The organism is Marinoscillum pacificum (assembly GCF_024714495.1).
Taxonomy (GTDB): domain Bacteria; phylum Bacteroidota; class Bacteroidia; order Cytophagales; family Cyclobacteriaceae; genus Marinoscillum; species Marinoscillum pacificum.
Map to the genome: position 1 here is coordinate 1386458 of NZ_JAMZMJ010000001.1, position 25859 is coordinate 1412316.

Consider the following 25859-nt stretch of genomic DNA (forward strand, 5'->3'; position numbering starts at 1 on the left):
ATATACAAGAGTGGTTTGATTCAAAGGGTCTCTGGCAACGGAGGCCCTTTTACTTTTTTATTGTAGTTTTATAATGAACTCCTATTGCCTAACCAATGCAAACAACTACTCGCCTATTTCATTTAGTCAGCTATTTACAATATCCATTTAACCTTGTTGGCTTCTGGTATCTTATCAAAATTTATAAAATTCTCTTTACGGGTTTTGATGGAAATTTAAAACCGATGTTACCAGACATTCAGAACACCCTTGTATTCATGGGAATAGGCCTAAGTTTCTCCACTCTTCAGGATACTACGACCACTCAAAACAAGTTTTCAAAAAAAATATGGCAAAGCCCTAGAAAGGGTAAGTTGTTTTTGTTGTCAATAGGAATCTGTATGTCCATCATGCTTACCATAGGACTCGTTGGTCTTTTATCCAAAGACACCATACTTTCTGAAATCTCTCTGGGGTTGATTGTCTTAGCTATAGGAATACTAGGAGTGCTTAAAGCAGCTATAGAGATGTTCGAAAATCATCGGTTGGATAAGAATGGATAATTCGCTTATTGAAAAAACTAAGAAGTACCGATCAGAAGGATTTGATCATGGTAAAATCAGAAGATACCTTAGCAACGAAGGCTTTGATGAATTACAGATCACCTCTGCATTGAAAAAAATGGACAATGAAGAGATTCTAGCTGAATTTAGTAGACAAAAACGAAGAGAGGCATTTCACAAAATGCTTGCTAGTATCCTGCTAACGGTAATCACCTTTGGCTACACCTTTTACAGTTTTGTAAGAACTGATTCCATTGATCTATTGTCAGTTGCCATTTTTATAAGTGCTATTACCAGTTCTGTTTATCACTACAGACTGAGCAATAAAGAAACGAATTCAAGGGAGATTTTTAGAAAACCAAAATATTAAGCCTCCTCCAGCTCTTTTTCGGTACCCAAATAGACCATTGCAAGTCCTATAAATGTCAATATACCTGTAGGGATCTGAGTAAGTAATCCATTGGTATAACTTGCCAAACAGAGTCCCAATAAAGCACTATAGATGGCCACCAACTTTTGCCGAAGTGGGGAATCCTCCATCCTCCACAACCTTGCACCAAGATAAAAAATTATGGTTGCTAACATCAAAAGATAGATCCATAGACCAACAACTCCAGTTTCCATCCAGATTCTTGTATAATGACCATCGGTACCAATTTCAGCTAAAAAGGTACCAGGAGAAAATCTTTTACCCCAGAATCCTGCACTTCCTACTCCTCCACCAAGTGGCTTATCCGATAGATAATGCTCTAGTATTTTCTCCCGCTCTTTTCGAACTACCAACGATGGATCATCGGCACTCAGAGCTGTCCGCATTCTATTCACCTGGTAGTTGGATTGCATGATGGTGGTGTATTTCAAAAACACAAAAGCTCCTCCTGCTACTAAAATTCCAGCAATGACAATTTTGAAATTTTTGGTCATAATGAAATAGGTAAAGCCTCCTAATGCGATTACTCCCAATGCTCCTCTGGTCCCAGAGATTAGCATTCCATAAAAGGAAAAAAGACCGATAAACAGGTACAGCCATCGATACTTCAGCTTGCCAGGATACAATCCAATAATCCCAAAAACAACGGCCGTATGTGCCTGACTAGCTCCAAACTGAGCTGCATCACTGAAATAAGAAAAAACCCTAAGTTTACCAAAAAGTATATGTGTACTTGCAGCACCAGCATTCAGCCACATCTGCTCTGTGTGACTTACACCTAAAATAAGCTGTTTCATACCCCAAAGCGTACCAAACACTGCAAAACCTGCCCAGATAAACAAAAACGCATGTAAATGCTTCTGTCCTCTGTAGATATACATGGTAGTGATTGTCAGCAAGACTGGGTAAAAAGAAAGTCCTCGGTTGGCATAAAACCAGGCTTCCTTACTCTTGGCTAGAGGATTGAAGAGCATCAGGCAAGTAAATATTAACCACACCAAAAGGGATAAAGTCAGTCCATTTACAATATACTTACCTTCAAACTTCGTATTAGGGTCAAATATTAGGACTAAGATCATTAACCCTAACAGTCCATCCACACTTAACCCGAAAGGTATTCCCGGCACATATCTACTAAGCAAAGAAATCAAGAAGCCCATCGCTATCACAATGTGCAAAAGCCACTGAGGCTGTTTGAAGGCGAATATTACAAACAACAATACTGGAGGGACTACCACCAGTACAATACCAAGTTTGAATCCGCCAGTAGCTATAAACTTACCGACAAGCACCAAAATGGCCAGCAGCAAAACATAGCGAAATATCTTAAGTAATAATTCGGTATTTAGTGTGAAGCCCATTTTCGCTTTATTGATGAGGTGTCAAATGCGAAACGATCCTTCATTTTTAGGAATGGCGTTTCATACCACTTATAGGAGAAATGAGCTACACCAACTGACACTGCAAAGCAGGTCATATGTATGATCAGGTTACTCACAAGATTAATCGGTAAAGCCAGATAATTAACTAATCCAATAACCAAAGTAATTACAAGTGTATGCCACATGTAGATACCGTATGAGATATTACCCAAATGCAATAGAGATTTACGCTCAAGACTATTATGTAATTCAGGTCGTTTAACTACGTGTATCAAGATGATCGTGAACAACACCGCATCCAAATAGGACTTTAAAACAAAGTGACTGCCGCTCACTGATGATCCAATCAGTAAAGCTATGGTGATAAAAAACAACCACTTATTTAAGACGAAGGATACAATTCGATCATATTGATAAAATAATAGCGCTGCTCCCAAACCTCCCACTGCCATCTGCTCTACCGGGAACAGCGCATAAATTCTTTCTATCTTGAGTAATGCCGGATGAATGTTAGCTGACACTCCAATTAACAACATCCAGTGAACTATTAACTTAATAAATATAAACGCTCCTAAAAATGGGATTATACTTCTAATAAATTTTCTAATTAACACAGGCCAAACTGCATAAAACTGCTCCTCGATACCTACAGACCATAACTGATTAGCCCCTAGCAACGTAGGATGCATAACTCTCAGTAAATTTGGAAGTAGGAAAATCAAGCTAAGCAAAGCTGCTAACGAAAGTTCTGAAGGGATATCATAGCCCAATTTCTTCGACATTGGAGCCAGAAAGAATGCAATGGCAACTATTAAAAAATACAAAGGCCAAATCCTCAAAATCCTTCTCCAGTAGAATTTACCCAAATGGATTGTTCCAGATTTTTGGTGCTCAACCATCAGTAGATACGTGATCAAAAAACCACTCAGCACAAAGAAAAAGGAAACAGCCTGATGTCCCAGGCTATCAACAGCGGCATTCCCCCATGCACTTGGCATCCCTGACCAAAACTTATATTGCTCAACATGATGAAAAATCACCATGGATGCTGCAAAGAATCGGAGTCCGTTTAATCCTGGAAAATACACTTTTGCTGTTGACTTCATGTTACGAAAGTGAAACAATTAGAAGTATGTATTCAAACCATTTCGATTAATGGTATGAATCAAACGTTTTTTGGAAAATCTTCCAAATTTTAACGTATAAGCACATTTCAACACTCAACCTCACTCTTTTACCAAAAATCGAATAATCCCTTCCACTTATCTATTAACCAAAAGATCCACACAACGCCCCATCTACATTTACATTGAAATCAAACCATTATTACCAGTGAAAAATATTGTTTTACTCCTTTTGACGATAGTCACCTGTAGACTTTCAGCTCAGGACGTCACCTCAGGCTTGGTACAGGAAGAATCCATATACCAGCAAGAAATCCTGAAGGTGAGTCATGTCATTAACAATCCTGAGCTCCTGGATTCTCTTGTTCAAAAAGCATATCGAAACTCTGCGACCATCAAAACCTTTGATGAATCGATGGAGCTCTATGACGAGGAGTACCTTCAGAAAAAGCGCAACTGGGTGTCTTCCTTTCGGTTAGGTGTCAACCTCTTTTCAGCAAACACTTCCCTGGATCAGGACGATCAATCATATACTACTTATGGTTTGCTTCCTAATGTAGGTCTCAATCTGACTATTGACCCGGCACAATTGGTCAATAGAAAGAGTATGATGAGACAGGCCGAGAATAAGAAAAGCAGAACTTTTTATCAGCAAGAAGATCAGAAGCAAATGCTCAAGGTAAGAATCCTAAACCTTTACTATGAGTACTTAGCGATGTTAGAATCTGTTTTGATTCGTCAGCATTCTTTAGATGCTCGCAAGCAATACCTTCGAGTATTTGAGATAGACTTTAAAAATGGCAACCGAACCCTGGATGAACTACTGGTGATTCAACATCAGGTTTACCTCGCTGAAGAGAGCTTAATGAAAGGCCACGTTCAGTCGATGAAAATGAAAAGTGAGATCGAGATACTTTTAGGTGAACGGTAATCATGTCATTGTTCGACTTTATAAGACTCCTTTACAGAAATGCCTTAATGGTCATTCTTGTTCCATTGGTACTTGCTATTACGGTTTTCCATTTCACCAGAAATCAGGATAAGGAATATGCTGCCAGTGCGATGATTTATACAGGTATTGCCTCAGGATTTAATATTGAATCTGGAGCGGATCAGAAGTTGGATTACAAAGCAGTAAACAATGCTTTTGACAACCTTCTTTTGGTAATCGAATCAAGAATCACCCTTGAGGAAGTTTCACTTAGGTTAATAGCTTCTCACCTGATTTTAGAGAAACCAACTTATGGAATCATAGAAGCCAAAGCATTCACGGATATTCATACTTATTTCAGTGATGACTTAAAAAGCAAAGTAGTAGGTAAAGATGAGGAAGAGACCTACCAGCGTTTAAAAGCTCTTTATGAGTTAGGAAATCCTGAGCTCCAGCAATTGGTCAACAAGGGTAAAAGCCACTGGTCACTTAAACGCCTTTCGGAAATATCCGCAAAGAGAAACAAATCAAGTGATATGGTAGAATTAGCCTATAAATCTACTGATCCGGGTATCTGCCAACAGACGCTAGTCATCCTTTTAGACGTATTTACCAGACGTTACAAAGATCTTAAGCAATCCGAGACCGGAGATGTGGTAGCCTACTTCGAAGCAGAACTACAAAAAGGTAAAAACAATCTGAATGATGCGGAAGATCGACTCACTCAATTTAGAGTGAAAAGCCGAGTTATCAATTACGTGGAACAAACGAAAGCAATAGCATTCAAAAAACAGAATGCATTAGAGGAGTTTGCCATGAAAAAAATGAACCTAAAATCAACTGAAGCAGCACTCAGACAGATCGAGGAAAAGTTGAAAATTAGGGAAAATATATTGGGTAAAAATGTTGAAGTGCTGGAGAAAAAAAACAGGTTAACTGCAATCACTGGTCAATTAGCCTTGCTCCAAGCTAAGAATGGAGAAGATTCTGTTTTTCAAGATTTGATCACTGAACAGAATCAATTGAAAAATGAATTAGAAAGAGATCTGGAAATACTATTCAGCTATTCAAATACTAAAGAAGGACTACCTAGTAGACAGCTACTCAATGATTGGTTGAATAATGTAGTCCAACTTGAAAAGGACAAAGTCATTGTTAGCCTTTATCAGACACGGTTAAATGACCTTGATAAAGAATATGATCGATTTGCACCGATGGGATCTACTATTGCGCGTTTGGAGCGTGAAATCGATGTGTATGAACGTGAATATCTGGAGATCTTACATGGTTTGAATATGGCAAAACTGCGTCAGCAACACATTGAGATGTCTAGCAATGTAGAAATTCTCGATGAGCCTAAGTTTCCACAGGAGGCATTAGCATCCAAAAGAGGCTTATTGATTATTGCATCCTTTATGTTCGGGTTGTTTTCTGTTGTAGCAAGCCTTCTAGGTGGTGTCTTATTGGATAGTTCTCTTAAAAATCCAGTTAAAGCCAACAAGATAACCGGATTGGAAGTAGCCGGGGTTTTGCCTAAGATTGACGCTCGATTCGAAAAGAAATATGATGGAATGGTTCCACGCCTGAGTAGCATTTTGGCCAATAAAATCAAGTTGGAAAAGCATGCTCAAAATCTTAAAGAACCGATTCTTATTGTCGGGTTAAGCACCCAACAGCAAGAAGGAAAAACCACGGCATTGTTACCGTTATTTCAGGCTGTGAAAGCTTCAGGGGAAACAGCTTGTTTGATTACTCCAAAATCTGATAAACCAATAGATGATTCTGATTATTTCGAGTATATCGTAACTCCAAATTTATCCAGTTTCAAAACACTCAGTGACTTTACGGATCAAGAAGTAAAAGGTTATGACTACATCTTTCTAGAATTACCAGCCTGGGTGGAAGGTCATGTACCGGTTCAGATAGTTAGTGACAGCAATCTAATCCTCTGGACAGTACGAGCTGACAGGTCTTGGTCTGTGGCCTACAAGTCCATGTTGTCTGACCTAGAAAAACTATCCGCCAATAAACCTCAGCTCATTCTTAATGGAATAAAGCATTATTATCTGGATCAGGTGATTGCAGAACTTCCCGTAAAAAGGAGCTTGCTTGTGAATTGGATCAGGAAGGTCGTACGATTTGAGTTGGGCAATTCAGGTATTAAATCAAAGACATTATGAAGACAGGAAAAGACATAGTCTGTATTACCATGACCACCTGGGAAGGGGACTACATGAAAACTATAGTTCATATGATGACTCATTTAGCCAAGAATCATCGCGTGTTATTTGTGGATTACCCTTTTACTGTCAAAGATGTGGCGAGCACCATACTTGGTAAATCAAAAGCTCCTGTCAAGCGAATGCTGGGCATTAACAATCGATTAAGAACTTTGGAAGCCAACGAAAATGACGTCTATCACCTGACTCTGCCTCCTATTTTACCTATCAACTGGATGAATGATGAAGCGAGCTATCAACGAATTAACGAGCTTCAATCAACCATCATTCGAAATAGTATTGTAAAAGCAATGAATACTTTGGAGTTTCATGATCCAATAGTCATCAATGCTTTTAACCCCATAATTGGATTGCCATTGGCTGGAAAGCTGAACGAATCTAAACTAATCTATTATTGCTATGATGAAATAAGAGCTGCTCAGTGGTGTGGAAAACATGGTGGTCAAATGGAAGATCAGTTTTTGCAATTAGTTGATGAAGTAATCGTCACATCAGAAGGACTTTTAGAAAGCAAAACAAAAAACCATTCTTCTGTAAGTCTTGTAAAAAATGGAGTTGACTTTAGCCTGTTTCATGAGGCGTATCATCCACAGATGAAACCCAGAAAAACAATAGGGTATGTTGGCTCTGTAGATTTCAGATTGGACTATCAACTCTTAGAGCACTTAGCAGTGAGCTTTCCTGAATATGACTTTCACTTCGTAGGTAGAATCACCGAAGCTAAACAAGCAAAGATGTTGGACAAATACCCCAACATACAGTTCTTTGGATCACAACAACCTCATAACATTACAGGATTCATGCGAGAGTTTGACTTGGGAATCATACCTTTTGCAAAGAATGACTTTACCCGAAATATCTACCCGTTAAAAATCAATGAATACCTCTCAGCAGGACTTCCAGTCATCAGCACTGATTTCGCTGACTTAAAAGACTTTGAATCATTGGTCAGTATTGCATCGAGCACAGAAGAATTTCAGGCATTGATGCAGATGGAACTGGAATCGAATAGCAAACAAAAGGAACAATTAAGAATAGCAGCAGCCAAACAAAATGATTGGTCTTCAAGGGCTGAATTAGTAGAATTAATACTGAATAAAGATGAACCGCTTGCTAAACAAGCTTAAATCACTACTGAATAGTGACAATGGAGTTGTCCTTATAGGCAACCTGGTAGCCTCAGCATTGGGTCTTGGTATCTTCATGCTTTTGGCTAGAAATCTCTCTAAGAGTGATTTCGGAGCCTGGGCATTGTTCATTTCCAGCGCAGGTCTTTTAGACTTAATGCGTACAGGGCTCGTGAGACAAGGAATGGTACGAACAATTGCTACTTCACAAAACGACAATCAAAGTACATTGGCTTCTGCTGGATTCCTCGCTGCATCCATTTCCATCATGTCCTCTATTGGAGTATGGATATTAAATCTCTCAATGGACTGGTCTAATTCTGGTCTGGAGATTTTTATGAAGTTCTATCCATTGTTAAACCTTGTGACACTTCCATGGAATTTTGACACCTGGTACATGCATGCATTAGGCAAATATCGTCGTATGAATGCCTTGAGACTTTTCGTCAATGTACTATTCATAGCACTGGTAGGTGCTGGTTCAATTCTTGAATTTACCCTGGAAGAATTTGTCTGGGCCTATTTGGCTGCCAATGGCCTCATTTCTATTTATTCAGTTAATTCGCTCAGGACCATTCACTGGATAGCAGTAAGCAAAACGCAAATCAAAGGTTTGGTAGATTATGGTAAACATAGTCTAGCCACACTAACCGGAGCCAATCTTCTAAAAAGTGCAGACAACCTCATTATTGGTGCGCTAATGGGTACTGAAGCAGTTGCCATTTTTGCGATTCCGATGAAAGCTCTGGACCTCATGGAAATTCCTCTTCGTGGATTTGTGATGACAGCATTCCGACGATTATCTCAGCTGCATAACTCCGGACAAACTGAAGCATTCAAAAAATTGCTTTTCAGCAACATTTCGAAACTAACCATTCTATGTATTCCTGTTGCATTAGGAATGCTCATAGTACCAGACTGGATCATTCGAATACTCGGCGGAGACACCTATGAGGAGAGTTACACACTGTTAAGGGTACTCTCCATTCCTTTACTCCTTCTGCCAGTTGACAAATTTTTTGGTGCTTCTTTGGACAGTATTGGACAACCAAGAATTAACGCGATTAAAGTATGGATTATGGTTATTGCCAATATTGCCGGAGACCTACTCGCTATATGGCTATTCGACTCTTTACTATTAGTGGCAGTAGTAACCATCATCAATATTGTAGCAGGTGTATGGTTCACATTAGTTTGTCATCCATACCTAAAGTCTAACTTGGCTACTTTGGATTCAAACCAAAAATCGATCATTCATAGCCAGTCAGCGAATACTCCTACACACTCCTAAGTAGGTCATATACTTTTGATTTAAACAATTAAGAGTATGAACAAGCTTCCTAATTTCATGATCATTGGAGCGGGTAAATCTGGAACAACCGCTCTTTATGAATATCTGGCAGAACATCCTGATGTATACATGAGTCCAGTAAAGGAAACCAACTTTTTTGCCCTTGAAGGTGAAAAGTTGGTTGACCCAAAAGATGACCCGGAGCAAATGTTTCACTACCCCTGGTCAGTAACTAATTGGGAAGAATATCAGAAACTATTTGATGGTGTAAAAGAACAAAAAGCCATTGGTGAGGTATCACCAATGTATCTCTACTCTCAGGAAGCAGCCTTCAGAATCAAGGTGAAATTCCCTGATATGAAAATTATTGTCATACTTAGAAACCCTGTTGACAGGTTATACTCCAGATTCATGCACCTGGCAAGAGAAAACAGAAAACCTACCAGTCGTTTTGAAGACGCACTAAATAAAAACACTATTTGGTGGAGACGCAATGATCTGGTCACGGAAGGTTTTTATCACAAGCATTTGCAGAAGTATTACAAACTGTTTGATCGAGATCAGATCAAGGTCATTTTATATGATGACTTCAAATCAGATCCTCTAAAAGAAGTTCAGAACATCTATGAGTTCATAGGAGTGAATGGATGGCACGAACCAGATTTCAATACAGAATACAATGTATCTGGACTGATTAAAAATCCAGTAATAGACAAGCTAATCGGACAAAAAAGTGTCATTAAGGAATTAGCTGCTATGGTCAACCCAAAACTGAAAGATGCGATTACGAATAATCAACAATTGAAAAAGTGGATCAATCAATTGCGTAAGAAGAACCTGGTTAAAGTACCAATACCAGCCAACATTCGAAATTCAATGGTCGAAAGTATATATGGATCTGACATCCAACAATTGCAAAGTTTAATCAACAGAGATCTTAGCAACTGGCTAAAATTAAGATAATCATGAATATTGCACTCTCCATTATCCTAGGATACCTGGCTATTGCCACCATTTATTATTTATTCTTTTCAGTTGGGTCTTTATTCCCTAAAAAAGGAACCAAAGCGAGCACGCTAATCAATTTCAATAAAATAGCAGTACTGATACCTGCTTACAAGGAAGACGGAGTAATCGTAGATAGTGCGATAAAAGCACTCAATCAGGTGTACCCTCCTACCATGTACAGTATTTATGTGATTGCCGATTCGTTGCAAAAAGAAACCATCAAAGCACTCAAAGAATTGCCAATTAAGGTAATCGAAGTAAGTTTTGATAAAAGCACCAAAGCAAAAGCACTGAATACCGCTTTTGATCAAATTGATTCCAGCTATCAAATCGCAGTGATTTTAGATGCTGATAACGTTATGGAAGTTAATTTCCTTCAAAAAATCAACAACGCTTACAACAGTGGTTATTCTGCAATGCAGGGACATAGAGTCGCCAAAAACCATGATACCAAGCTAGCCACTCTGGATGCAGTAAGTGAGGAAATCAACAACAGCATATTCAGGTCAGGTCATAGAGCTTTAGGACTTTCCTCCGCTTTGATAGGCTCTGGAATGGCATTTGACTATCCATTAATCAAATCAGAAATGGCTCAAATTGATGCTATTGGTGGATTTGACAAAGAACTTGAACTAAGACTTTTAAAACAACGATTGACGATTGGTTATTTGGAAGATGCCTATGTATATGACGAAAAGGTAAGTGCGGAAGAGGCCTTCACTAACCAGCGAACACGATGGATTGCAGCGCAAATTCGATATGGAATTAATTCATTTGGAGATGCGCTCATCCAACTTTTCACGAAACTGAATGTAGACTATTTTGACAAGTCACTTCAATTTTTACTACCCCCCAGGTTAATTCTTTTAGGCGTAAATACCATTCTTGCTCTGGTTCTAACCGTATTGCAGCAAGAATTATGGCTACCCATGCTTGGAATCTGGGCTTCGTTAATCATTGCTCTGGCATTAGCAATACCAAAAAAATACTGGAACGCAGAAATGCTAAAGGCATGTTTCAGACTACCTAAAACATTTTGGCTAATGATCAAGGCATTTGCCGGATTCAAAAAAGCAAAAACCAACTTCTTACACACACCCCATCAATCGGTACAATCATGAAAATTGGAATAGAAGCGCAGCGAATATTTAGACATAAAAAGCATGGAATGGATATCTATGCTTTAGAACTGATCAGAAATCTCCAAGCTATTGATCAGCTAAATCAATATTACATTTTTGTACGACCAGGTGAGGACAAATGTCTGGAGGAAACAGCCAATTTCAAGATTATAGAAATTAAGGCACTGACCTATGCAGATTGGGAACAGATTCAATTACCACTTGTAGCCTCAAAGCTAGATCTGGATGTTCTTCATTGCACCAGCAATACCGCTCCGATATTTGCTCCTGCTCCTTTATATGTTACCATTCATGACATCATCTATCTTAATCAAGCATATGGAGGTGGTTCATGGTATCAAAAACTAGGTCATTATTACAGAAAATGGATTGTACCTATTGTATTTGAGAAAGCAAAGAAAGTATTCACCGTTTCGAATTTTGAAAAACGCGAGATCAATGAACATTTTGGAGAAACAGAAAAGGTAGAAGTCATATATAATGGTGTATCTGATAAGTTTTACCCTCAATCGCCGGACCGCATTGGATCCATAAGAGTAAAGTATCATCTTCCATATAAATTCATATTTTTCCTGGGCAACACAGCACCCAAAAAGAACCTTCCAGGTATGCTCAAAGCATATGCCCAGTACATCAAGAATGATCTGACGCCTCTTCCCCTGGTCATTGCAGAAATTGGAGAAACTGAACTTAAAAATCATCTCAGAGAAATTGAAGAACCAGATCTTTTTGAACATATAACACTTACTGGTTATATACCTCAGGAAGATCTTCCTGCTCTGTATTCTGCAGCAAGTTTGTTTATGTATCCTTCACTGAGAGAGAGTTTTGGCATTCCAATTATAGAAGCTATGATTTGTAGCACCCCGGTAATTACTTCTAACACCTCCTCAATGCCTGAAATTGGTCATGAATATGCTGACTACATAGATCCTAATAACCCATCAGCCATTGCAGATAAAATGAGTGAGGTGCTGACTAGAAATACCAATACCAAAGTCGAAGCTGAAAAACTCGATTATGCTTCGTCATTTAAATGGCAAGCAACAGCTCGGAAAATGACAAATTTCTACTTCAATAAAAATGTAGATTACGTACTGCTTACAGAAAGATTAAGTGCTGAATCTGCCTAACGATGAACTCAATATCAAGCGTCGTGAGCCAAATTCCTAATCATGTGTAATTCATTCATCTTGAATTCTATGCATTCAGACGAGTGAAGACTGTAAGTCATCTAATAGAAATCTGAGACAGCAAAAGTCTACGTATATTAGAATATAGGTTATCAATTAAGACCTCAAAACACCTCAGCATGAACCCAATACAGCATATTTTGAATTTAGGCAAGAGAAAAAGAACCTCTCTCAACAATCAACCGAAAGTAGTAAAAGCTAGAAAAGTAATTGGATTTTCAGGATCCATAGACCATCTTCTTGATTATGATCTTTTACAACAATTGGTTGCAGGTCTGCCAATGTTTGATTTTCATTTTATTGGCCCGATCAAAGCGTATAAAAGTGCATTACAATTAGATGCTTTCCCAAACGTGCAGTTTTATGGAAGTCAAACCTCAGAGGATTCACAACTTTTAGTAAATGATTTCGACATTGCTATTCTTCCATATGCTAAATCCGCCATTTCTAATGGCTCAAGAATTATTTCCAGGTTAACGAACCTTTTACCAAATACTCCAGTTGTTACTAATCATTTCTTTGGGAATAACATTAGTCCAAATTGGAACTATGTTGAAACAGCGAGTGATTTTGTAGAAAAGATATTGAGCTTGCAACTATCCGAAAATCTAGATTACGCTTCTATTCATTATGAAATAGAACAGCAGTCAGTTCAGAAAACAGCATAAACCTATTACTGAATACTCATTCTGATTCCAAAAATAAAAGGCCATCTCTTTTCAGAAATGGCCTAAATTATTTGATTCAAGAAAATATTTTAAGGTGCGTCGGTTGTTTCTGGTGACTCAAAAACTGAAACAAAGTTGATATCAAATCCATCTGGTGTGGTTGAGTAAGCATCTACCAACATTACCCATTGAAAAGTAGCACCGTCTAAAGCACTAACATCTCCAAGTGAAAACAGGTTATTCGCAATGCCTGCCTGACCTACAAGTACCCAGTTATGGTCCACGGTACTTTCCAGACCACTGGTATAATATCTTGGAAGTTCACTTTTTAGTACGTATACATCCACTTTCTCAGGGTAAGCGCTGTAAGCACTTGCTAGTGATGAGTAATTTGCATTTCGATTCCACGACGTTTCCACAACTTGTAAAACCGTATTATCCTCCACAGCAACAGCTTCCTCAAATCTCATCATAGCATAGCCATTTCCTTTACCAAGAGAGACAAACTTAGATCCGTTTTTATTATAATCTGCAATATCTGCATTAGCCGCATTGGCTCTAGATTCATTGGTAGAATTGTATTCGTCTTCAGATATATTATTAGGGTCTGCAGACATTCCACTTCCTGGTCTGTATAACTTGATCTCTGCATATTGATGAGCATCCGCCGAACTAAAGTCCCAATACTGAGAGTAAGCTCCTGGAATCTCATTCGAACTAGACCCGGATGGATTCAAAGAATTTTTATCAAAAGACTGAGTAGAGGTCATATCTCCCCAGAAATGCACTGTTTTGTTGTCTTTAAATTTATCTCCTGCTATAGGATCATTGATTGTAAAATCAACTTTGGTGATCAAATCACCGTGAAGATTCCAAAGATTTAGAAACCCTTTTTTATGGTGAGAAGTAAATACATAATTATCTCCAGTAAGAGCAGCTCCCGTTACTTTACCTGATTTCTGTTTAGCAAAACTGTGAGAACTACTTGCACCGAACACTTTGCTGGCGGTAAAAGAAATCTCTTTATTTGCCCAGTCCCAGGTTAGATCTAGTGCTATAGCGGTATTGTTCTTCCATTGACTAAAAGATATCAATCTTTGAGCTTCAAACCCATCGGTTTCTGTCCCGTTTTGAGTGAATAAAATATCCCCACCCTGGAATTTTACTTTCTTAGAATTGAATTCGGTCAAATCATCAAAGTAATCCTCTCCGTCTTCAGTGGTTTCAACGTAAGCGTCTCCAGAAAATTTGAACGGTACAGCATGTACCCATACCTGACCACAAGCACCCAGACTTGCATTTCCTGCGCTACAAAGAGTAGGATCTTCATCAGACCAGATATCTGCTCCTACGTTAACATAAGAAGGGTCAGCAAGACCATTTCCGTTATCGGCTACCACTTTGAAGAAACCAGCTTGTCCTGCAATAAACAAGAAACCGTCTTCATCTACATCTACCTGAGTAATCTTACCTGTAAACATCCTGTTATTATAATGCTCATCATAATACATTCCATCAGGATTATAGTCGAAGAGTATCAATTCTCTTACTTCTCCTGAGTTTACATTTACCAGATAAATTTTGCTCTGTTTAGAGACCACAATCGTGATCCATTCATTGTCTGGAGACATAGTCATGTGTCCACCATTAGGAATTGGTGATTCTGTTTCTAAACGATTCAAAACAGCTTCTGATCCCAGACCCTGGAAATCATAATCCAATTCATAAATTCTTGATTCGCCTGCTACAGAGTTTAGCAAGAACACTCGCTCATTAAATGGCATTCTTTTTAGAAGAGCTTCCTCTTCTACTTTATTATCGTTTACATGACAACTTGCAGCCAGTACGATAATGATCATTAGGGGTAAAAACTTTCGCATTGCTTTTAGGCAGTTTTGGTGATAATAAAAGTTAAATGCTGATTAGGTTGATGTTAGAAAAAATCATTTTCTAACGAGTACACGAAGATAAGATTTTTTTTCACCTTTCCGCTCTATGTTAAGAAAGTATAACCCGTTAGGAACTGTTTTCCAATCAATTATCAACTCTCCATTGAAATAACTATGACTTGTTTCGACCTCTTTCCCCATAGAATTCGTTATATACATTTTTGAATAATTGGAAATTTGTAGATAGGTAAATGAGTTTGAAGGATTTGGAAAAACAGTTAATTCATTAGTAGTTTGTGCCGTCCAAGGTTGATACAAAGTTGAACGCTCTACTAACAGGCTCATTAATGTCACAACTTGACCATCATGAGAGACCATAGGTACATCAATCAGGTTATCATCTGTTGAGGTTATTCGGATTTCAAAAGTTTCACCGAGCTGTATATTCTCGTCCAGCTCTATGAAATTCTCCCGATTATCTGTTAGTGTTTCGGAATTCAAATAAGTCGAATGAACTAGTTCATCTTCTTCCATAACTTCCAGTACTAATGGACTGGAAAAATCAGTGAGAGATTTACCTGCCACTGTCAGATAAACACCAACTAATGCCACTTTTTCTTGTAGTTGAATTGATTGAGTAAAACTTTGAGATGAAATGGTTTTATTCCCATTTAGACTGTCCGTATCATCGTATAAAGGAATTTTTATAAATGGATAACAAAGTTCCCCCTCAACTTTCCCGATTCCATCACGGTCAATCCAGCTCTCTAAACTCTTATCAGGTTCGGAGTGATAACCATAGGCATAGTCAAATCTATAAAAGTAATCGATGGTATCAGTTCCCCTAAGTGTGCTACCGCTTAAGCCTCCTAAAAAATGCTTTCTTTGATCGATTAATCCGGCACCTGATGAGCCTTGCCCAGTTCTTCCTTGCGTCCAGTTTCCAACTCTCCAAAAACCATTCTCTATCTCAGAGTAGGCACTAAAACTGCCAATTGAAATAGTATTTCTACTTAAGGCAGTTTGTTGTAAATCAAAATCCGCAAAATGAAACACCAAACCATAAGATGGATTCAAAGCTGACACATCCCAACCCAATTGATATGTTGCTAATTCTCTTGGAGGTTTTTCTGAGATTCGAAACAATGCAAAATCAAGACTTTTATCGACTGCCAATAATTCAAAGGCTCCATTAGAAACCCACCGAACGGATTTGTACGATTTACTTTGTTTCAGAAGGGGTAATTCTCCAAAAATGAAATATGCTGAAGCTAATGAATTATCCTCTGGAAGACAATGAGCTGCAGTAAGTATATACAACTCATCATCTGCGATACCATTCCCAAAAATGACTGTACCCGTACAGGTATAAGTTCCATTGAGTACCACTTGGCAAGTTGAGTTCTCTAGAGATTTGTAGTGAGCAACTAAGGATTCATTAGGGGATTGTGAGAAAACACTTTTAAATACTAAGCATGTTAAAATGAAGACGGCTATTCTCATATTATACATCCTCCAAGATTCATTATCCTGTATCTAAGCGATGGTGATAGAATATTTACAATTCAAGATTAACCTAAAATCAATTGAGTCCAAAATATTTAACTACTAAGTGGCCTAACAGAGTTGTCTCAAAATGAAATTTGGCTTAAAATGTGAAAATTAAAGTTCAGGCAATCGTATCCCTCAAAATCTCGCTGTATGGTTAAAGCTTGAGTACCAACTTTATTTTTTTCACAACAAATGCAACCTTCTCAATTTAATTGCATCTATTTGTTATACATATGTTAATTAAACTTTTGTATAATGAATGAATCAATAGGGTCTCTGGAGGAAACGATTTTATTAATCGTGCTAGTAATGCAAGAAGAGGCTTATGGGGTATCAGTAGGTGAAGAATATCAGAAACGAACTGGAAAGAGCATCTCCATTCCAGCTATTCACACGGTACTTAAGCGGCTAGAAAAGAAAGGCTTCTTAACGTCCTTCATGGGAGGAGCTACTGCAGAAAGAGGTGGCCGGAAAAAGCGGCTTTTTGAAATTACAAGGAGTGGCTACAAGATCATTGCAGAACTACGAGATACCAGAAACGATCTCTGGAAACTTGCACCACAGTTTAATATGGCATGAAACCTTCTGACCACATATCACCTCCCAACTGGGCCAACCGCTTTTTAGAATGGTATTGCCATGAAGATCTATTGGATGAAATTCAGGGCGATCTTTTCGAGCAATTCCATAAAAACCAGTTAACAAAAGGCAAACATGTGGCCCGAAGACGATTCATTCTGGATGTCTTCCGATTCTTCCGTCCGTCAAGCTTAAAAAAAACTCAAATACATATGAACACTCAAATTATTTCCAACTATCTGAAAGTAGCGTTTCGAGTCTTTAAAAAAGAAAAAGGATACACCTTTACCAACATTCTCGGATTGGCACTTGGCATCACATGTAGTCTTTTTATCTACCTATGGATACAGGATGAACTCAGCTACAATCAATGGCCTGATGACAAGGATAAAATTCACAATGTTCTGGTTAACATGGAGGAATCATCTGGCATCATACACACCTGGTCTACCACCCCACAACCACTTCACCCCATACTTCAAGAGAAATACCCAGCTATTGAAAAAGCTACTATGATGAACTGGGGCACCAACTTTATCCTGAAAAAAGGTGAGGAATTCCTGACAATAAACGGCCGATATGCAACTCCCGAGGTTTTTGATGTATTTTCTATACCATTCATGCAAGGCGGACATCAAATGATGTTTGAAAACCCAGAATCTATAGCCATAAGCGCTAGCTCGGCTGAAAAATACTATGGTCCAGAATGGCAATCTGAAAACCTAACGGGAAAACACATTACTGATAAGGACGGTAAATCGTTCATCATCGCTGGTGTCTTTAAGGACATTCCAAAACACTCAACAGTAAGGTTCGAATTCATTATCCCATTTGATTATATGCTCTCCAAGCAACCCTGGAATAAGCATTGGGGTAATTTCAATCACTCGATGTATGTGAAAATAGCTGATGGTTATACTACGCTGACAGCTCAGGAAAATATCCAAAATGCAATTTCAGAAAATCGTCCTGATGTAGAAATGACAGCCCCACTAGTATTGCAGCCATTTAGCGATTTGTATCTATTCACCAAGTATGAAAATGGCCAACAATCAGGAGGTCGTATTGATTATGTTAAGATTCTGGGCATATCTGCTATTCTCATTTTGGTACTTGCCTCGGTTAATTTCATCAACCTTACTACTGCAAGATCATCAAAACGCTCTAAAGAAACTGGAATCAGAAAGGTACTTGGTGCTCAGAGACAATCACTTCGATCGCAATACTTGATTGAAGCTATGCTAATTACACTGGCGGCATTTATAGTCTCTGGAATAGCTGTTGCATTGCTCTTACCAACCTTCAATCAATTGGCTAACAAATCCATAGGTATTGAGTTTTTTGATTTCCAATTCATTCTCACGTGCCTAATTTTCATTTTTGTTCTTGGCGTGATCTCTGGTTTGTATCCAGCATTTTATATGGCTGCACTCAATCCAATCATTTCTATGAAGGGCATTATCAAATCCGATCATTCCAATAGGTTATTCCGTAAGGGTCTCGTGATATTCCAATTTGTGATCACCATCACCATGATCATTGGCTCAGTAACTATCTATGAGCAAATCGATTATGTACTCTATAAAAATCTGGGACTTGATAGGGATAACGTCCTCAAATCAAGTATCTGGCACCTAAGTGATACTCAACGTAAAACTTACGTTAGTAGATTATCCAACATGCCAGGTATTGCCTCTTATAGTGTAGTCAATCAAGACCCAACAGATATTGCAAACAGCACTTCTGACCCTTCATGGCCAGACAAGGATCCTATGATGGATGTCTATTTTCATATCTTAGGTGTAGATCCGCATTTCAATGAAATGATGAATATTGAAATAGTTGCAGGAAGAGACTTTGACATGAATTTAAGCACGGATTCCACAGGCTACATCATCAATGAAGTAACCGCAAGCCTCATGGGTGGGGATGAAGCTCTCGGAAAAGAGTTAACCTTTTGGGATAATCCGGGAAAAGTAATTGGCATCGCTAAAAACTTCCATATCGCCTCTCTACATACTCCAATAGAACCTATGATCATGAGAATAGATCCGGGTCCAGGGCTATTATTGGTAAAAACAAAGCCAGGAGAAGCACAAGCTGCCATCAAATCACTGGAGCAACTTCACAATGAATATAGTCCCGAAAGAGTCTTCGGGTACAGTTTTATGGACGATGACTATCAAGACCGCTATCAGAGCGAAATGCTGGTAAGTGAGCTTATGCTATACTTTACAGTTGTAGCGATCATCATTTCATGCCTTGGATTGTTAAGTCTTATTTCTTTCAGTACTCAATTAAAAACCAAAGAAATAGGAATACGCAAGGTACTTGGTGCCAGTATCACTTCTATTCTTAGTCTAGTAGGCAAAGAATATCTGGTACTGATCATATTATCATTCATAATCGCCAGTCCGATAGCCATTTATATCATGAATGATTGGCTCAGCCAGTACGCTTATAGTATCGATTTAAATATCTGGTTGTTTGTCATTGCAGCAGGTGCAGCACTTTCTATCACCTTGCTTACCATTGCTAATCACGCTATTCGATCAGCTACGCAAAATCCTGTAGATTCTTTACGAACGGAATAAAATGAAAAAAGGATTGACTTAGGCTTCGAGTCAATCCTTTTAATTCTTCAGTTAAATCTTATAAGTTCGAGCCAATAACAACAGCTCAAATGAAAGGAAAGCAAATCATCTTCATCATCGTTGGTCTTTTTCTAATTGCAGGAAACCAAATAGCTTCCTACTATTTTGAAATCCCTGATTTCATAGATGGTTTGATTTTCGGCTGTGGAATTGGCCTGATGATTTTTGGATTTACTAAGAAGAAAAAATAATAAGTCAACCAATAGCACTTTAGCCTTTCATCTGAAACTTTGCATCCTCCATTTGTTGAACATCTGGATTGTGAATAGCATAATTGAACCCTGACTTTAAGCTATAACCAGCGTGCTCGCCGTTCTTATTGAGAGCGATAAAGCCTACTTGCAAGTATTCCATATCATCACGTCGCTTGTACAGTTCGTAAATTCTGTTGGTCACTTCAATACAAGCCTCCTCTGGTGACTTACCCTGTCGCATAAGCTCTACTACCATTGCACTACCTGCAGTACGAATAACAGCTTCACCCAAACCAGTCGCTGCAGCAGCTCCTACTTCGTTATCTAAGAACAAACCAGCTCCGATAATTGGTGAGTCCCCTACTCGACCGTCCATTTTCCAGGCTGCTCCGCTTGTGGTACAAGCTCCCGCCAAATCACCATTTTGATCCAATGCCAGCATGCTGATGGTATCATGATTCTCAATATTAATAACTGGCTGATATTTAGACTTTTCCAACCATTTTTTATATGCTTTTTCAGCTTCTGGGGTTAATAAATTCTGCGCTTCAAATCCTTGCTCAAGGGCAAACTTCTTTGCTCCTGCCCCAACCAACATTATATGCGGTGTTTTTTCCATTACCTTTCTAGCAACAGATATTGGGTTCTTAATATCTTGAAGGTATGCCACCGAACCACAGTTACTATATTTATCCATGATACACGCATCAAGAGTCACTTTACCTTCTCTATCAGGAAAGCCACCTAAACCTACGGTCATCACTTTAGGATCGTCTTCAACCACTCTCACACCTTTTTCAACAGCATCTAAAGCTGAACCACCACTTTTCAGAAATTCCCAGGACTCGTCATTAGCCATCATGCCATGGTTCCAGGTAGAAATAGCCACTGGTTTTACTAATGCCTTTTTACGTGTTTCCTCTTTGGACTCAGTAGCACATGCTGACAGTGAACTTAATGAAGCTACTCCTACTGCTGCTTGTCCAATAAACTTTCTTCGTTTAATCATTCTTTTGGGTTGTGAATTCTTTGATAACTGCTAAATGTTCTTCCATTAGAGCTCCTGCGTCAAATAAGGCCACTCCTTTGGCTCCATTAGTTTTCGCTTGCTCAAATGCTTCCTTCAACTGATCCGCTGGTATGGAAGGAATAAATAATCCGGTATGTAATTCTGTTTCTCTGGCAGAAAGATCACTCACTCCCTGACCTGTAGCAAATCCTATCCAATCCAGTTCTTCATTGTAAAAGTTATGATAGATCATCGGAAGCACCATATCAATGTTCCATTTATCCCATCGCTGACGGACCATTCGAGCAGCCATTTCTGGATAAGGAAATACTGCCGCTGTTAAGATCTTACCATTATCATGAACGATTTTATAGGCATCATCTACTACAGCTTTCACTTGATTCAAACGAAATTGTTTCCATTCCAAATCGAGTTCCGGATGTTCCATTTCTCTCGGATTCTTATGATGAATACTCTCAAATTTTTCGATACACTTATCACAGTAGCAAAAGTCAAATTCAGGCAGCTCTTCATTCTGAACCAGGTCATATTTTGGAAGCAACCCTATAGGTAGGAAAATATCAGAATACCTGATATAATCCAGATGCACACTAGCCACTCCTGGCACTTCTGCCAACCCTCTGACCAAGTTTAAGACGTGACCCCTACTTTCTGGTCTAGTAGGACACATCCATTGATAATACCCCACATATGGTCGGGTATCGAAACATGATTTACCTTCACGACTTACAGCGTACCAGTCTGGATGCTGCAAAGCAACAGTATCTCCTGGGCGATTCATGGCCATGATCCAGGCATGAACTTCCAGACCCTCCTCTGAGGCTATAGGCGTCAATCTCGCCAACTCGGCCGGATTAGTACCCGTGTTTATTAGTACAGCATCGATTCCGCTTTCCGCGAGACGTTGGAACTTTGACTGATACGTGCTGTCTGTCCAGTCTGACTTGGCTGTTAACCAGGTCCATACTTTAAACGGATTGGCGACTGCTGTGCTTTCAGTTTTTGTTGGTGGAGATTTTGTTTGTTCACAAGCGGATATCAATAATACCGTGAGAAGTGCTAGTAACGTTCTTTTCATATTTTAATTAATAGAAATAATAGATTCACCATCTTCTTTGATGATGATGCGCTTTTCGGTATTGGGGATTTCGATCCAGATATTCCACCCGGTCAAGTGTCGCTTAAAATGAACGGGTATTTCTTGAGTCTGAAACGAAATTGCAAAATAGTCGGAATCATCCAAAATCAACTTCCGCTCATGTACGCTTCTGTACACTTCGTAAAGTTTTTCTCTGAGTAGCTCTTCATAAGGCGCATTGAAGTCAGTCTTCTTTTGAGCGAAGTAAACAAATCCCCAATGTTCTGGCTCGTGCATATTAATAACTCCCTGGGGACTCCAAACCCAATTGTATTCTGGCAAAAACTTTCCCTCATCATCCTTTTTGCGTCGATATTGGTTATCGATCAACTCATAATCCCAATTAACACGGCTAAAATTGATCCGCCAATAGTCATTCACAGGCAGTCTATTTGTAGTTGCTTCAAGTAAGGCGCTCCAGGGCATGGCTATTTCCACACTCCAACCCTCATCTATATCTGAAGGATCATTCAACGTACCATTGATTTTAACTGCGGTTTTTATGCCTTTGATATCCCAATTATCAATTACTCTGGGGCCATTTCTATACGGTTTAGTTAGGAATAAATCCCACACGGTATTCAGTGCATTCATTTCAAACTCCATGTAATTATGTGTATCTCCGTCTGGATCAATGAAAATTTCAAAATCATTATTATAAAAAATCACCTGATCTCTCTCCGTAATATCACCCCAAACATGAGGTTCTTGAAGTGAAGCATAAAAGTACAAGTAGGTACTGTCCCACATCATTTTCATTTGAGTGCGATGTGCAGTTTTTTTAACGCCCTCTATATCAACAAAATCCTCTGACCATGCCGCATTTAACCATTCGTCTTCATGCTCTCCATCTACTACTACAGGAGAAGCAGCATAAGAAGCAATGTAAGTTCTGGGTTGATTCTCCTGACCAAATACAACAGATGAAACACAAAATATCAATGGGATAAAACCTATTCTCATGTGGTAAAGATATACCACCAACATTGGTAACCACTTTTGTCAAAGTAGCTTCCTTTAACTTTACATCTTTTTACAACTGACCAAGCATGCACAAAACATATTTCAACTGGAGTAGTGGCAAGGATTCCATGTTAGCTCTTCACTATTTGAAAGAACAAAACATCACCATCGATTTGCTACTGACAACTGTCAATGGCCACTACAACAGAGTGAGCATGCATGGCCTCCCTATCAATGTGCTAGAAGCTCAGGCTAGTGCAATAGAGCTGCCATTAGATCTTCTAGTGGTTCCAGAAAACCCCTCGATGGAAGACTATAATGAATTGATGAATAATAAACTGCACCAACTTAAATCTGCTGGATATGATCAGACGGTGTTTGGAGATATCTTCCTGGAAGATCTCAAACAATATCGTGAGCAAATGCTAAAACCTCTTGAAATCGCGCCTTTGTTCCCATTATGGTTGAAAGACACCAAGGCGCTAATCAAAGAATTCCTTGAATTAGGATACAAGGCTGTAATCGTTTGTGCTAATCTAAACAACTTGGATGAGTCATTTTTAGGACAAACGATCACGCATGAGTTAATCAATCAGCTCCCGTCAGATGTTGATCCGTGTGGTGAAAATGGAGAGTTTCATACCTTTTGCTATGATGGCCCTTTATTCAATGAACCAATACCTTTCTCCATTGGAGAAAAAGTGATTCGTGAATACCCAAATCCGTCTTCTAAAGAAGCTACGATTTCCTTTGGTTTCTGTGATATCGTATTGAATAACTAGTTCAACTTAATGCCCGCAAAATTTAGTAAGTAGTTACATCAACCTTCTTATCCTCTTTGACAAACTTACGCTTGTACTCCAATGGACTTACACCTACATATTTTCTAAACACCTCACGGAAAGATTTGGCATCAGAATAGCCTGAATCAAACATGGCGTCAGTGACAGATTTAGATCCTTGCTCCAATATTTTCTTCGCGCGTTCTACTCGCACCCTTTGAAGATATTGAATTACAGAATTTCCAGTCGCTGATTTAAAACGACGCTCTAATGTTCTTCTATTTGTTGCCCGGTCATCTGCAAGTTCTGCTACTGAAACAGGTGACTTGAAATGTTTCTCGATATGTTCCTGCACCTTTAAGACCATTTCATCACCATGATTCTTCTGACCATTAAATATCATATAGAGCGATTGATTGTTCTTATCTACATCAATCATAAATGCTTTGGCTGTCATCAATGCCAACTCCCTTCCTCCATATCGCTCAATCAGATAAATCACCAAATTGGTGAAAGCATATGCACCACCACTCGTATAGATGCCATCACTTATGGAAACGATATTCTCCGCTTCTACTTTCACTTTTGGAAACATGTCCTGCAGGTCCTGAGCATGTCCCCAATGGGTAGAACATGTTTTACCATCAAGTATTCCTGTTTCTGCAAGTAAAAATGCCCCGATACAAAAAGCCGCTATTTCAGCTCCTTGATTATACTGTTTCGCCACCCATTCGATGACTTCTGCATTCTTATCTATCCCTTCCCTAAGATCACCATGCACTGCAGGAACAATAATGAGATCCGTTTTAGTAACCTCTTCTATTGTTTTTGGGGGAGTGACAGTGTAAAAACCCTCCGCATCCTGTGCAGGCCTGGAATGTCCTACAAATTCCACTTTAAATAAATGTTGTCTGGTCTGCTGAGCATACACATCGTTTGCCCAATTTAGAATCTGGAATGCTCCTGCGATATTGACAATACTGTATTGCCCCTTCGGAACGAGGATAGAAACATGTTTCATAGCTAAAAGTAGTTAATGCAAGATATCAGAATTGTTTGTCGCAATCAACCCTTTAATCGTTCGCATAGACACATTTAGTGAATCGAAGAAAAACCACAATTTTGAATTATCTAAATCTAAATTCTATATGACAACTAAGCACAAATCTATTCCCGGCATGATCATGAGTGGACTCTTGATACTTTTCATGCTTTTTGATTCTATCATGAAATTTATTCAACCTGATGAAGTTATTGAAGCCACTGTGAAATTAGGTTTTCATGAATCTCAAATTCTTCCAATCGGTATTATCGGATTCATAGCCACGCTTTGTTATATCATCCCTAAAACGTCTGTAATCGGAGCAGTATTACTCACAGGTTACTTTGGTGGGGCAATAGTCACTAACTTCAGACTTGATCAACCACTTTTCTCACACATTTTATTTCCAATTTATCTCAGCATTTTAATGTGGGGTGGATTAATATTAAGATACCCTGCATTAAAGACATTCTTACTCAATCCAACTTCTTCAGGTAATGAGTAAACTACAAACCCCTATCATACCTTGCCTTTGGTTTGACAATCAAGCCAAAGAAGCGGCAGAATTTTACTGTTCTATTTTTCCTAATTCAAAAATAACGTCCTCATCACCTCTCATAGCTTCTTTTGAGCTGGACGGTAATTCATTCGTCGCACTAAATGGTGGCCCAAAGTTCAAATTTTCTGAAGCAATTTCCTTTCAGATACTCTGCGATGATCAACAAGAAGTAGATTTCTATTGGAATGCATTTACCCAGAATGGTGGCGAGGAAAGTATGTGTAGCTGGTGCAAGGACAAATACGGCTTGTCCTGGCAAGTTATTCCCAAACGATTTTTAGAGCTAATGTCCTCGGGTAATTCTTTTCAGGTACAACGAGTGACAGAAACCATGCTAAAGATGAAAAAGCTCATAATCGCCGACCTGGAAGCAGCATACAACTCCTAATGATTATCAATT

At 38.8% G+C, this 25859-nt stretch carries 24 protein-coding genes; 16 read left to right on the top strand and 8 right to left on the bottom strand.

From position 1 onward, the window contains the following. Positions 1-95 precede the first annotated feature (95 nt). Both NXS00_RS05940 and NXS00_RS05945 read left to right on the top strand, forming a co-directional pair. Positions 96-542 (top strand): hypothetical protein, encoded by a 447-nt coding sequence (locus NXS00_RS05940; RefSeq protein WP_258098204.1) that lies wholly within the window; start codon positions 96-98, stop codon positions 540-542. Beyond that, entirely contained in the window at positions 535-912 is a 378-nt protein-coding gene (locus tag NXS00_RS05945; RefSeq protein WP_258098205.1) for a hypothetical protein, read from the top strand. The genes NXS00_RS05940 and NXS00_RS05945 overlap by 8 nt, the downstream gene beginning before the upstream one ends. Here NXS00_RS05945 and NXS00_RS05950 read toward each other — a convergent pair. Both NXS00_RS05950 and NXS00_RS05955 read right to left on the bottom strand, forming a co-directional pair. Then, the gene (locus tag NXS00_RS05950; protein WP_258098206.1) at positions 909-2333 is read right to left on the bottom strand and encodes an O-antigen ligase family protein; all 1425 of its coding nucleotides are present in this window, start codon (positions 2331-2333) and stop codon (positions 909-911) included. The two genes, NXS00_RS05945 and NXS00_RS05950, sit on opposite strands and share 4 nt — an antisense overlap. Further along, positions 2318-3460 carry an acyltransferase family protein gene (locus NXS00_RS05955; RefSeq protein WP_258098207.1) on the bottom strand — a complete coding sequence of 381 codons (1143 nt, stop codon included), beginning with the start codon at positions 3458-3460 and terminating at the stop codon, positions 2318-2320. Before NXS00_RS05955 ends, NXS00_RS05950 begins: the two co-directional genes overlap by 16 nt. A gap of 226 nt (positions 3461-3686) precedes the next feature. Here NXS00_RS05955 and NXS00_RS05960 point away from each other — a divergent pair, with 226 nt between their 5' ends. The 8 genes from NXS00_RS05960 (at position 3687) to NXS00_RS05995 (ending at position 13078) form a co-directional block, all read left to right on the top strand. Next, positions 3687-4409 (top strand): TolC family protein, encoded by a 723-nt coding sequence (locus tag NXS00_RS05960; protein WP_258098208.1) that lies wholly within the window; start codon positions 3687-3689, stop codon positions 4407-4409. A 2-nt stretch (positions 4410-4411) separates the two neighbouring features. Continuing rightward, positions 4412-6589 carry a GumC family protein gene (locus tag NXS00_RS05965; protein WP_258098209.1) on the top strand — a complete coding sequence of 726 codons (2178 nt, stop codon included), beginning with the start codon at positions 4412-4414 and terminating at the stop codon, positions 6587-6589. Further along, positions 6586-7776, top strand: a complete 1191-nt coding sequence (locus NXS00_RS05970; protein ID WP_258098210.1) for a glycosyltransferase — start codon at positions 6586-6588, stop codon at positions 7774-7776. Before NXS00_RS05965 ends, NXS00_RS05970 begins: the two co-directional genes overlap by 4 nt. Further along, on the top strand, positions 7751-9067 hold the full coding sequence (locus NXS00_RS05975) for an oligosaccharide flippase family protein (protein ID WP_258098211.1): 1317 nt from the start codon (positions 7751-7753) through the stop codon (positions 9065-9067). The genes NXS00_RS05970 and NXS00_RS05975 overlap by 26 nt, the downstream gene beginning before the upstream one ends. A 36-nt stretch (positions 9068-9103) precedes the next feature. Continuing rightward, complete coding sequence (locus NXS00_RS05980) at positions 9104-10030, top strand: sulfotransferase family protein (protein WP_258098212.1); 927 nt, start codon at positions 9104-9106, stop codon at positions 10028-10030. A 2-nt stretch (positions 10031-10032) separates the two neighbouring features. Further along, on the top strand, positions 10033-11196 hold the full coding sequence (locus NXS00_RS05985) for a glycosyltransferase family 2 protein (RefSeq protein WP_258098213.1): 1164 nt from the start codon (positions 10033-10035) through the stop codon (positions 11194-11196). Then, the gene (locus NXS00_RS05990) at positions 11193-12350 is read left to right on the top strand and encodes a glycosyltransferase family 4 protein (protein WP_258098214.1); all 1158 of its coding nucleotides are present in this window, start codon (positions 11193-11195) and stop codon (positions 12348-12350) included. The genes NXS00_RS05985 and NXS00_RS05990 overlap by 4 nt, the downstream gene beginning before the upstream one ends. 179 nt (positions 12351-12529) lie before the next feature. Beyond that, positions 12530-13078, top strand: a complete 549-nt coding sequence (locus NXS00_RS05995; RefSeq protein WP_258098215.1) for a glycosyltransferase family protein — start codon at positions 12530-12532, stop codon at positions 13076-13078. 89 nt (positions 13079-13167) lie between these two features. Here NXS00_RS05995 and NXS00_RS06000 read toward each other — a convergent pair whose 3' ends face one another. Further along, positions 13168-14958, bottom strand: coding sequence for a hypothetical protein (locus NXS00_RS06000; RefSeq protein ID WP_258098216.1), 1791 nt, complete (start codon positions 14956-14958; stop codon positions 13168-13170). Between the two features lie 63 nt (positions 14959-15021). Then, positions 15022-16470 carry a trypsin-like peptidase domain-containing protein gene (locus NXS00_RS06005; protein WP_258098217.1) on the bottom strand — a complete coding sequence of 483 codons (1449 nt, stop codon included), beginning with the start codon at positions 16468-16470 and terminating at the stop codon, positions 15022-15024. A 303-nt stretch (positions 16471-16773) separates the two neighbouring features. On the opposite strand from NXS00_RS06005, the gene NXS00_RS06010 reads away from it, so the two are divergent. The 3 genes from NXS00_RS06010 (at position 16774) to NXS00_RS06020 (ending at position 19942) form a co-directional block, all read left to right on the top strand. Beyond that, positions 16774-17097 carry a PadR family transcriptional regulator gene (locus NXS00_RS06010; protein ID WP_258098218.1) on the top strand — a complete coding sequence of 108 codons (324 nt, stop codon included), beginning with the start codon at positions 16774-16776 and terminating at the stop codon, positions 17095-17097. After that, entirely contained in the window at positions 17094-19691 is a 2598-nt protein-coding gene (locus NXS00_RS06015; protein ID WP_258098219.1) for an FtsX-like permease family protein, read from the top strand. The genes NXS00_RS06010 and NXS00_RS06015 overlap by 4 nt, the downstream gene beginning before the upstream one ends. Positions 19692-19780: 89 nt before the next feature. After that, a complete protein-coding gene (locus tag NXS00_RS06020; RefSeq protein ID WP_258098220.1) occupies positions 19781-19942 on the top strand; it encodes a hypothetical protein in 162 nt (53 codons plus the stop codon). Positions 19943-19961: 19 nt separating this feature from the next. On the opposite strand, the gene NXS00_RS06025 is transcribed toward NXS00_RS06020, so the two are convergent. Genes NXS00_RS06025 through NXS00_RS06035 form a run of 3 tightly spaced genes read right to left on the bottom strand, consistent with a single transcriptional unit; the run spans position 19962 to position 23076 of the window. Beyond that, entirely contained in the window at positions 19962-20954 is a 993-nt protein-coding gene (locus NXS00_RS06025; protein WP_258098221.1) for an isoaspartyl peptidase/L-asparaginase family protein, read from the bottom strand. Next, positions 20947-22053: a glycoside hydrolase family protein gene (locus tag NXS00_RS06030; protein ID WP_258098222.1), complete on the bottom strand. Its 1107-nt coding sequence runs from the start codon at positions 22051-22053 to the stop codon at positions 20947-20949. Before NXS00_RS06030 ends, NXS00_RS06025 begins: the two co-directional genes overlap by 8 nt. A 3-nt stretch (positions 22054-22056) precedes the next feature. Then, positions 22057-23076, bottom strand: a complete 1020-nt coding sequence (locus NXS00_RS06035; RefSeq protein ID WP_258098224.1) for a carbohydrate-binding family 9-like protein — start codon at positions 23074-23076, stop codon at positions 22057-22059. A gap of 86 nt (positions 23077-23162) precedes the next feature. On the opposite strand from NXS00_RS06035, the gene NXS00_RS06040 reads away from it, so the two are divergent. Continuing rightward, a complete protein-coding gene (locus NXS00_RS06040; protein WP_258098225.1) occupies positions 23163-23858 on the top strand; it encodes a Dph6-related ATP pyrophosphatase in 696 nt (231 codons plus the stop codon). 22 nt (positions 23859-23880) lie between these two features. On the opposite strand, the gene NXS00_RS06045 is transcribed toward NXS00_RS06040, so the two are convergent. Continuing rightward, a complete protein-coding gene (locus NXS00_RS06045; protein ID WP_258098226.1) occupies positions 23881-24879 on the bottom strand; it encodes a GlxA family transcriptional regulator in 999 nt (332 codons plus the stop codon). A gap of 127 nt (positions 24880-25006) precedes the next feature. Between NXS00_RS06045 and NXS00_RS06050 the strand changes: the two genes are divergently transcribed. Both NXS00_RS06050 and NXS00_RS06055 read left to right on the top strand, forming a co-directional pair. Further along, a complete protein-coding gene (locus NXS00_RS06050) occupies positions 25007-25405 on the top strand; it encodes a DoxX family protein (protein WP_258098227.1) in 399 nt (132 codons plus the stop codon). Further along, positions 25398-25847 (top strand): VOC family protein, encoded by a 450-nt coding sequence (locus tag NXS00_RS06055; RefSeq protein ID WP_258098228.1) that lies wholly within the window; start codon positions 25398-25400, stop codon positions 25845-25847. Before NXS00_RS06050 ends, NXS00_RS06055 begins: the two co-directional genes overlap by 8 nt. The last annotated feature ends 12 nt before the right edge of the window (positions 25848-25859 follow it).

What these genes read in the sequence shown, in the direction of transcription:
- NXS00_RS05940 (WP_258098204.1), top strand. Translation starts at nt 96, where the DNA reads ATGCAAACAACTACTCGCCTATTTCATTTAGTCAGCTATTTACAATAT.
- NXS00_RS05945 (WP_258098205.1), top strand. Translation starts at nt 535, where the DNA reads ATGGATAATTCGCTTATTGAAAAAACTAAGAAGTACCGATCAGAAGGA.
- NXS00_RS05950 (WP_258098206.1), bottom strand. Translation starts at nt 2,333, where the DNA reads ATGGGCTTCACACTAAATACCGAATTATTACTTAAGATATTTCGCTAT.
- NXS00_RS05955 (WP_258098207.1), bottom strand. Translation starts at nt 3,460, where the DNA reads ATGAAGTCAACAGCAAAAGTGTATTTTCCAGGATTAAACGGACTCCGA.
- NXS00_RS05965 (WP_258098209.1), top strand. Translation starts at nt 4,412, where the DNA reads ATGTCATTGTTCGACTTTATAAGACTCCTTTACAGAAATGCCTTAATG.
- NXS00_RS05970 (WP_258098210.1), top strand. Translation starts at nt 6,586, where the DNA reads ATGAAGACAGGAAAAGACATAGTCTGTATTACCATGACCACCTGGGAA.
- NXS00_RS05975 (WP_258098211.1), top strand. Translation starts at nt 7,751, where the DNA reads ATGAACCGCTTGCTAAACAAGCTTAAATCACTACTGAATAGTGACAAT.
- NXS00_RS05980 (WP_258098212.1), top strand. Translation starts at nt 9,104, where the DNA reads ATGAACAAGCTTCCTAATTTCATGATCATTGGAGCGGGTAAATCTGGA.
- NXS00_RS05985 (WP_258098213.1), top strand. Translation starts at nt 10,033, where the DNA reads ATGAATATTGCACTCTCCATTATCCTAGGATACCTGGCTATTGCCACC.
- NXS00_RS05990 (WP_258098214.1), top strand. Translation starts at nt 11,193, where the DNA reads ATGAAAATTGGAATAGAAGCGCAGCGAATATTTAGACATAAAAAGCAT.
- NXS00_RS05995 (WP_258098215.1), top strand. Translation starts at nt 12,530, where the DNA reads ATGAACCCAATACAGCATATTTTGAATTTAGGCAAGAGAAAAAGAACC.
- NXS00_RS06000 (WP_258098216.1), bottom strand. Translation starts at nt 14,958, where the DNA reads ATGCGAAAGTTTTTACCCCTAATGATCATTATCGTACTGGCTGCAAGT.
- NXS00_RS06005 (WP_258098217.1), bottom strand. Translation starts at nt 16,470, where the DNA reads ATGAGAATAGCCGTCTTCATTTTAACATGCTTAGTATTTAAAAGTGTT.
- NXS00_RS06010 (WP_258098218.1), top strand. Translation starts at nt 16,774, where the DNA reads ATGAATGAATCAATAGGGTCTCTGGAGGAAACGATTTTATTAATCGTG.
- NXS00_RS06015 (WP_258098219.1), top strand. Translation starts at nt 17,094, where the DNA reads ATGAAACCTTCTGACCACATATCACCTCCCAACTGGGCCAACCGCTTT.
- NXS00_RS06020 (WP_258098220.1), top strand. Translation starts at nt 19,781, where the DNA reads ATGAAAGGAAAGCAAATCATCTTCATCATCGTTGGTCTTTTTCTAATT.
- NXS00_RS06025 (WP_258098221.1), bottom strand. Translation starts at nt 20,954, where the DNA reads ATGATTAAACGAAGAAAGTTTATTGGACAAGCAGCAGTAGGAGTAGCT.
- NXS00_RS06030 (WP_258098222.1), bottom strand. Translation starts at nt 22,053, where the DNA reads ATGAAAAGAACGTTACTAGCACTTCTCACGGTATTATTGATATCCGCT.
- NXS00_RS06035 (WP_258098224.1), bottom strand. Translation starts at nt 23,076, where the DNA reads ATGAGAATAGGTTTTATCCCATTGATATTTTGTGTTTCATCTGTTGTA.
- NXS00_RS06040 (WP_258098225.1), top strand. Translation starts at nt 23,163, where the DNA reads ATGCACAAAACATATTTCAACTGGAGTAGTGGCAAGGATTCCATGTTA.
- NXS00_RS06045 (WP_258098226.1), bottom strand. Translation starts at nt 24,879, where the DNA reads ATGAAACATGTTTCTATCCTCGTTCCGAAGGGGCAATACAGTATTGTC.
- NXS00_RS06050 (WP_258098227.1), top strand. Translation starts at nt 25,007, where the DNA reads ATGACAACTAAGCACAAATCTATTCCCGGCATGATCATGAGTGGACTC.
- NXS00_RS06055 (WP_258098228.1), top strand. Translation starts at nt 25,398, where the DNA reads ATGAGTAAACTACAAACCCCTATCATACCTTGCCTTTGGTTTGACAAT.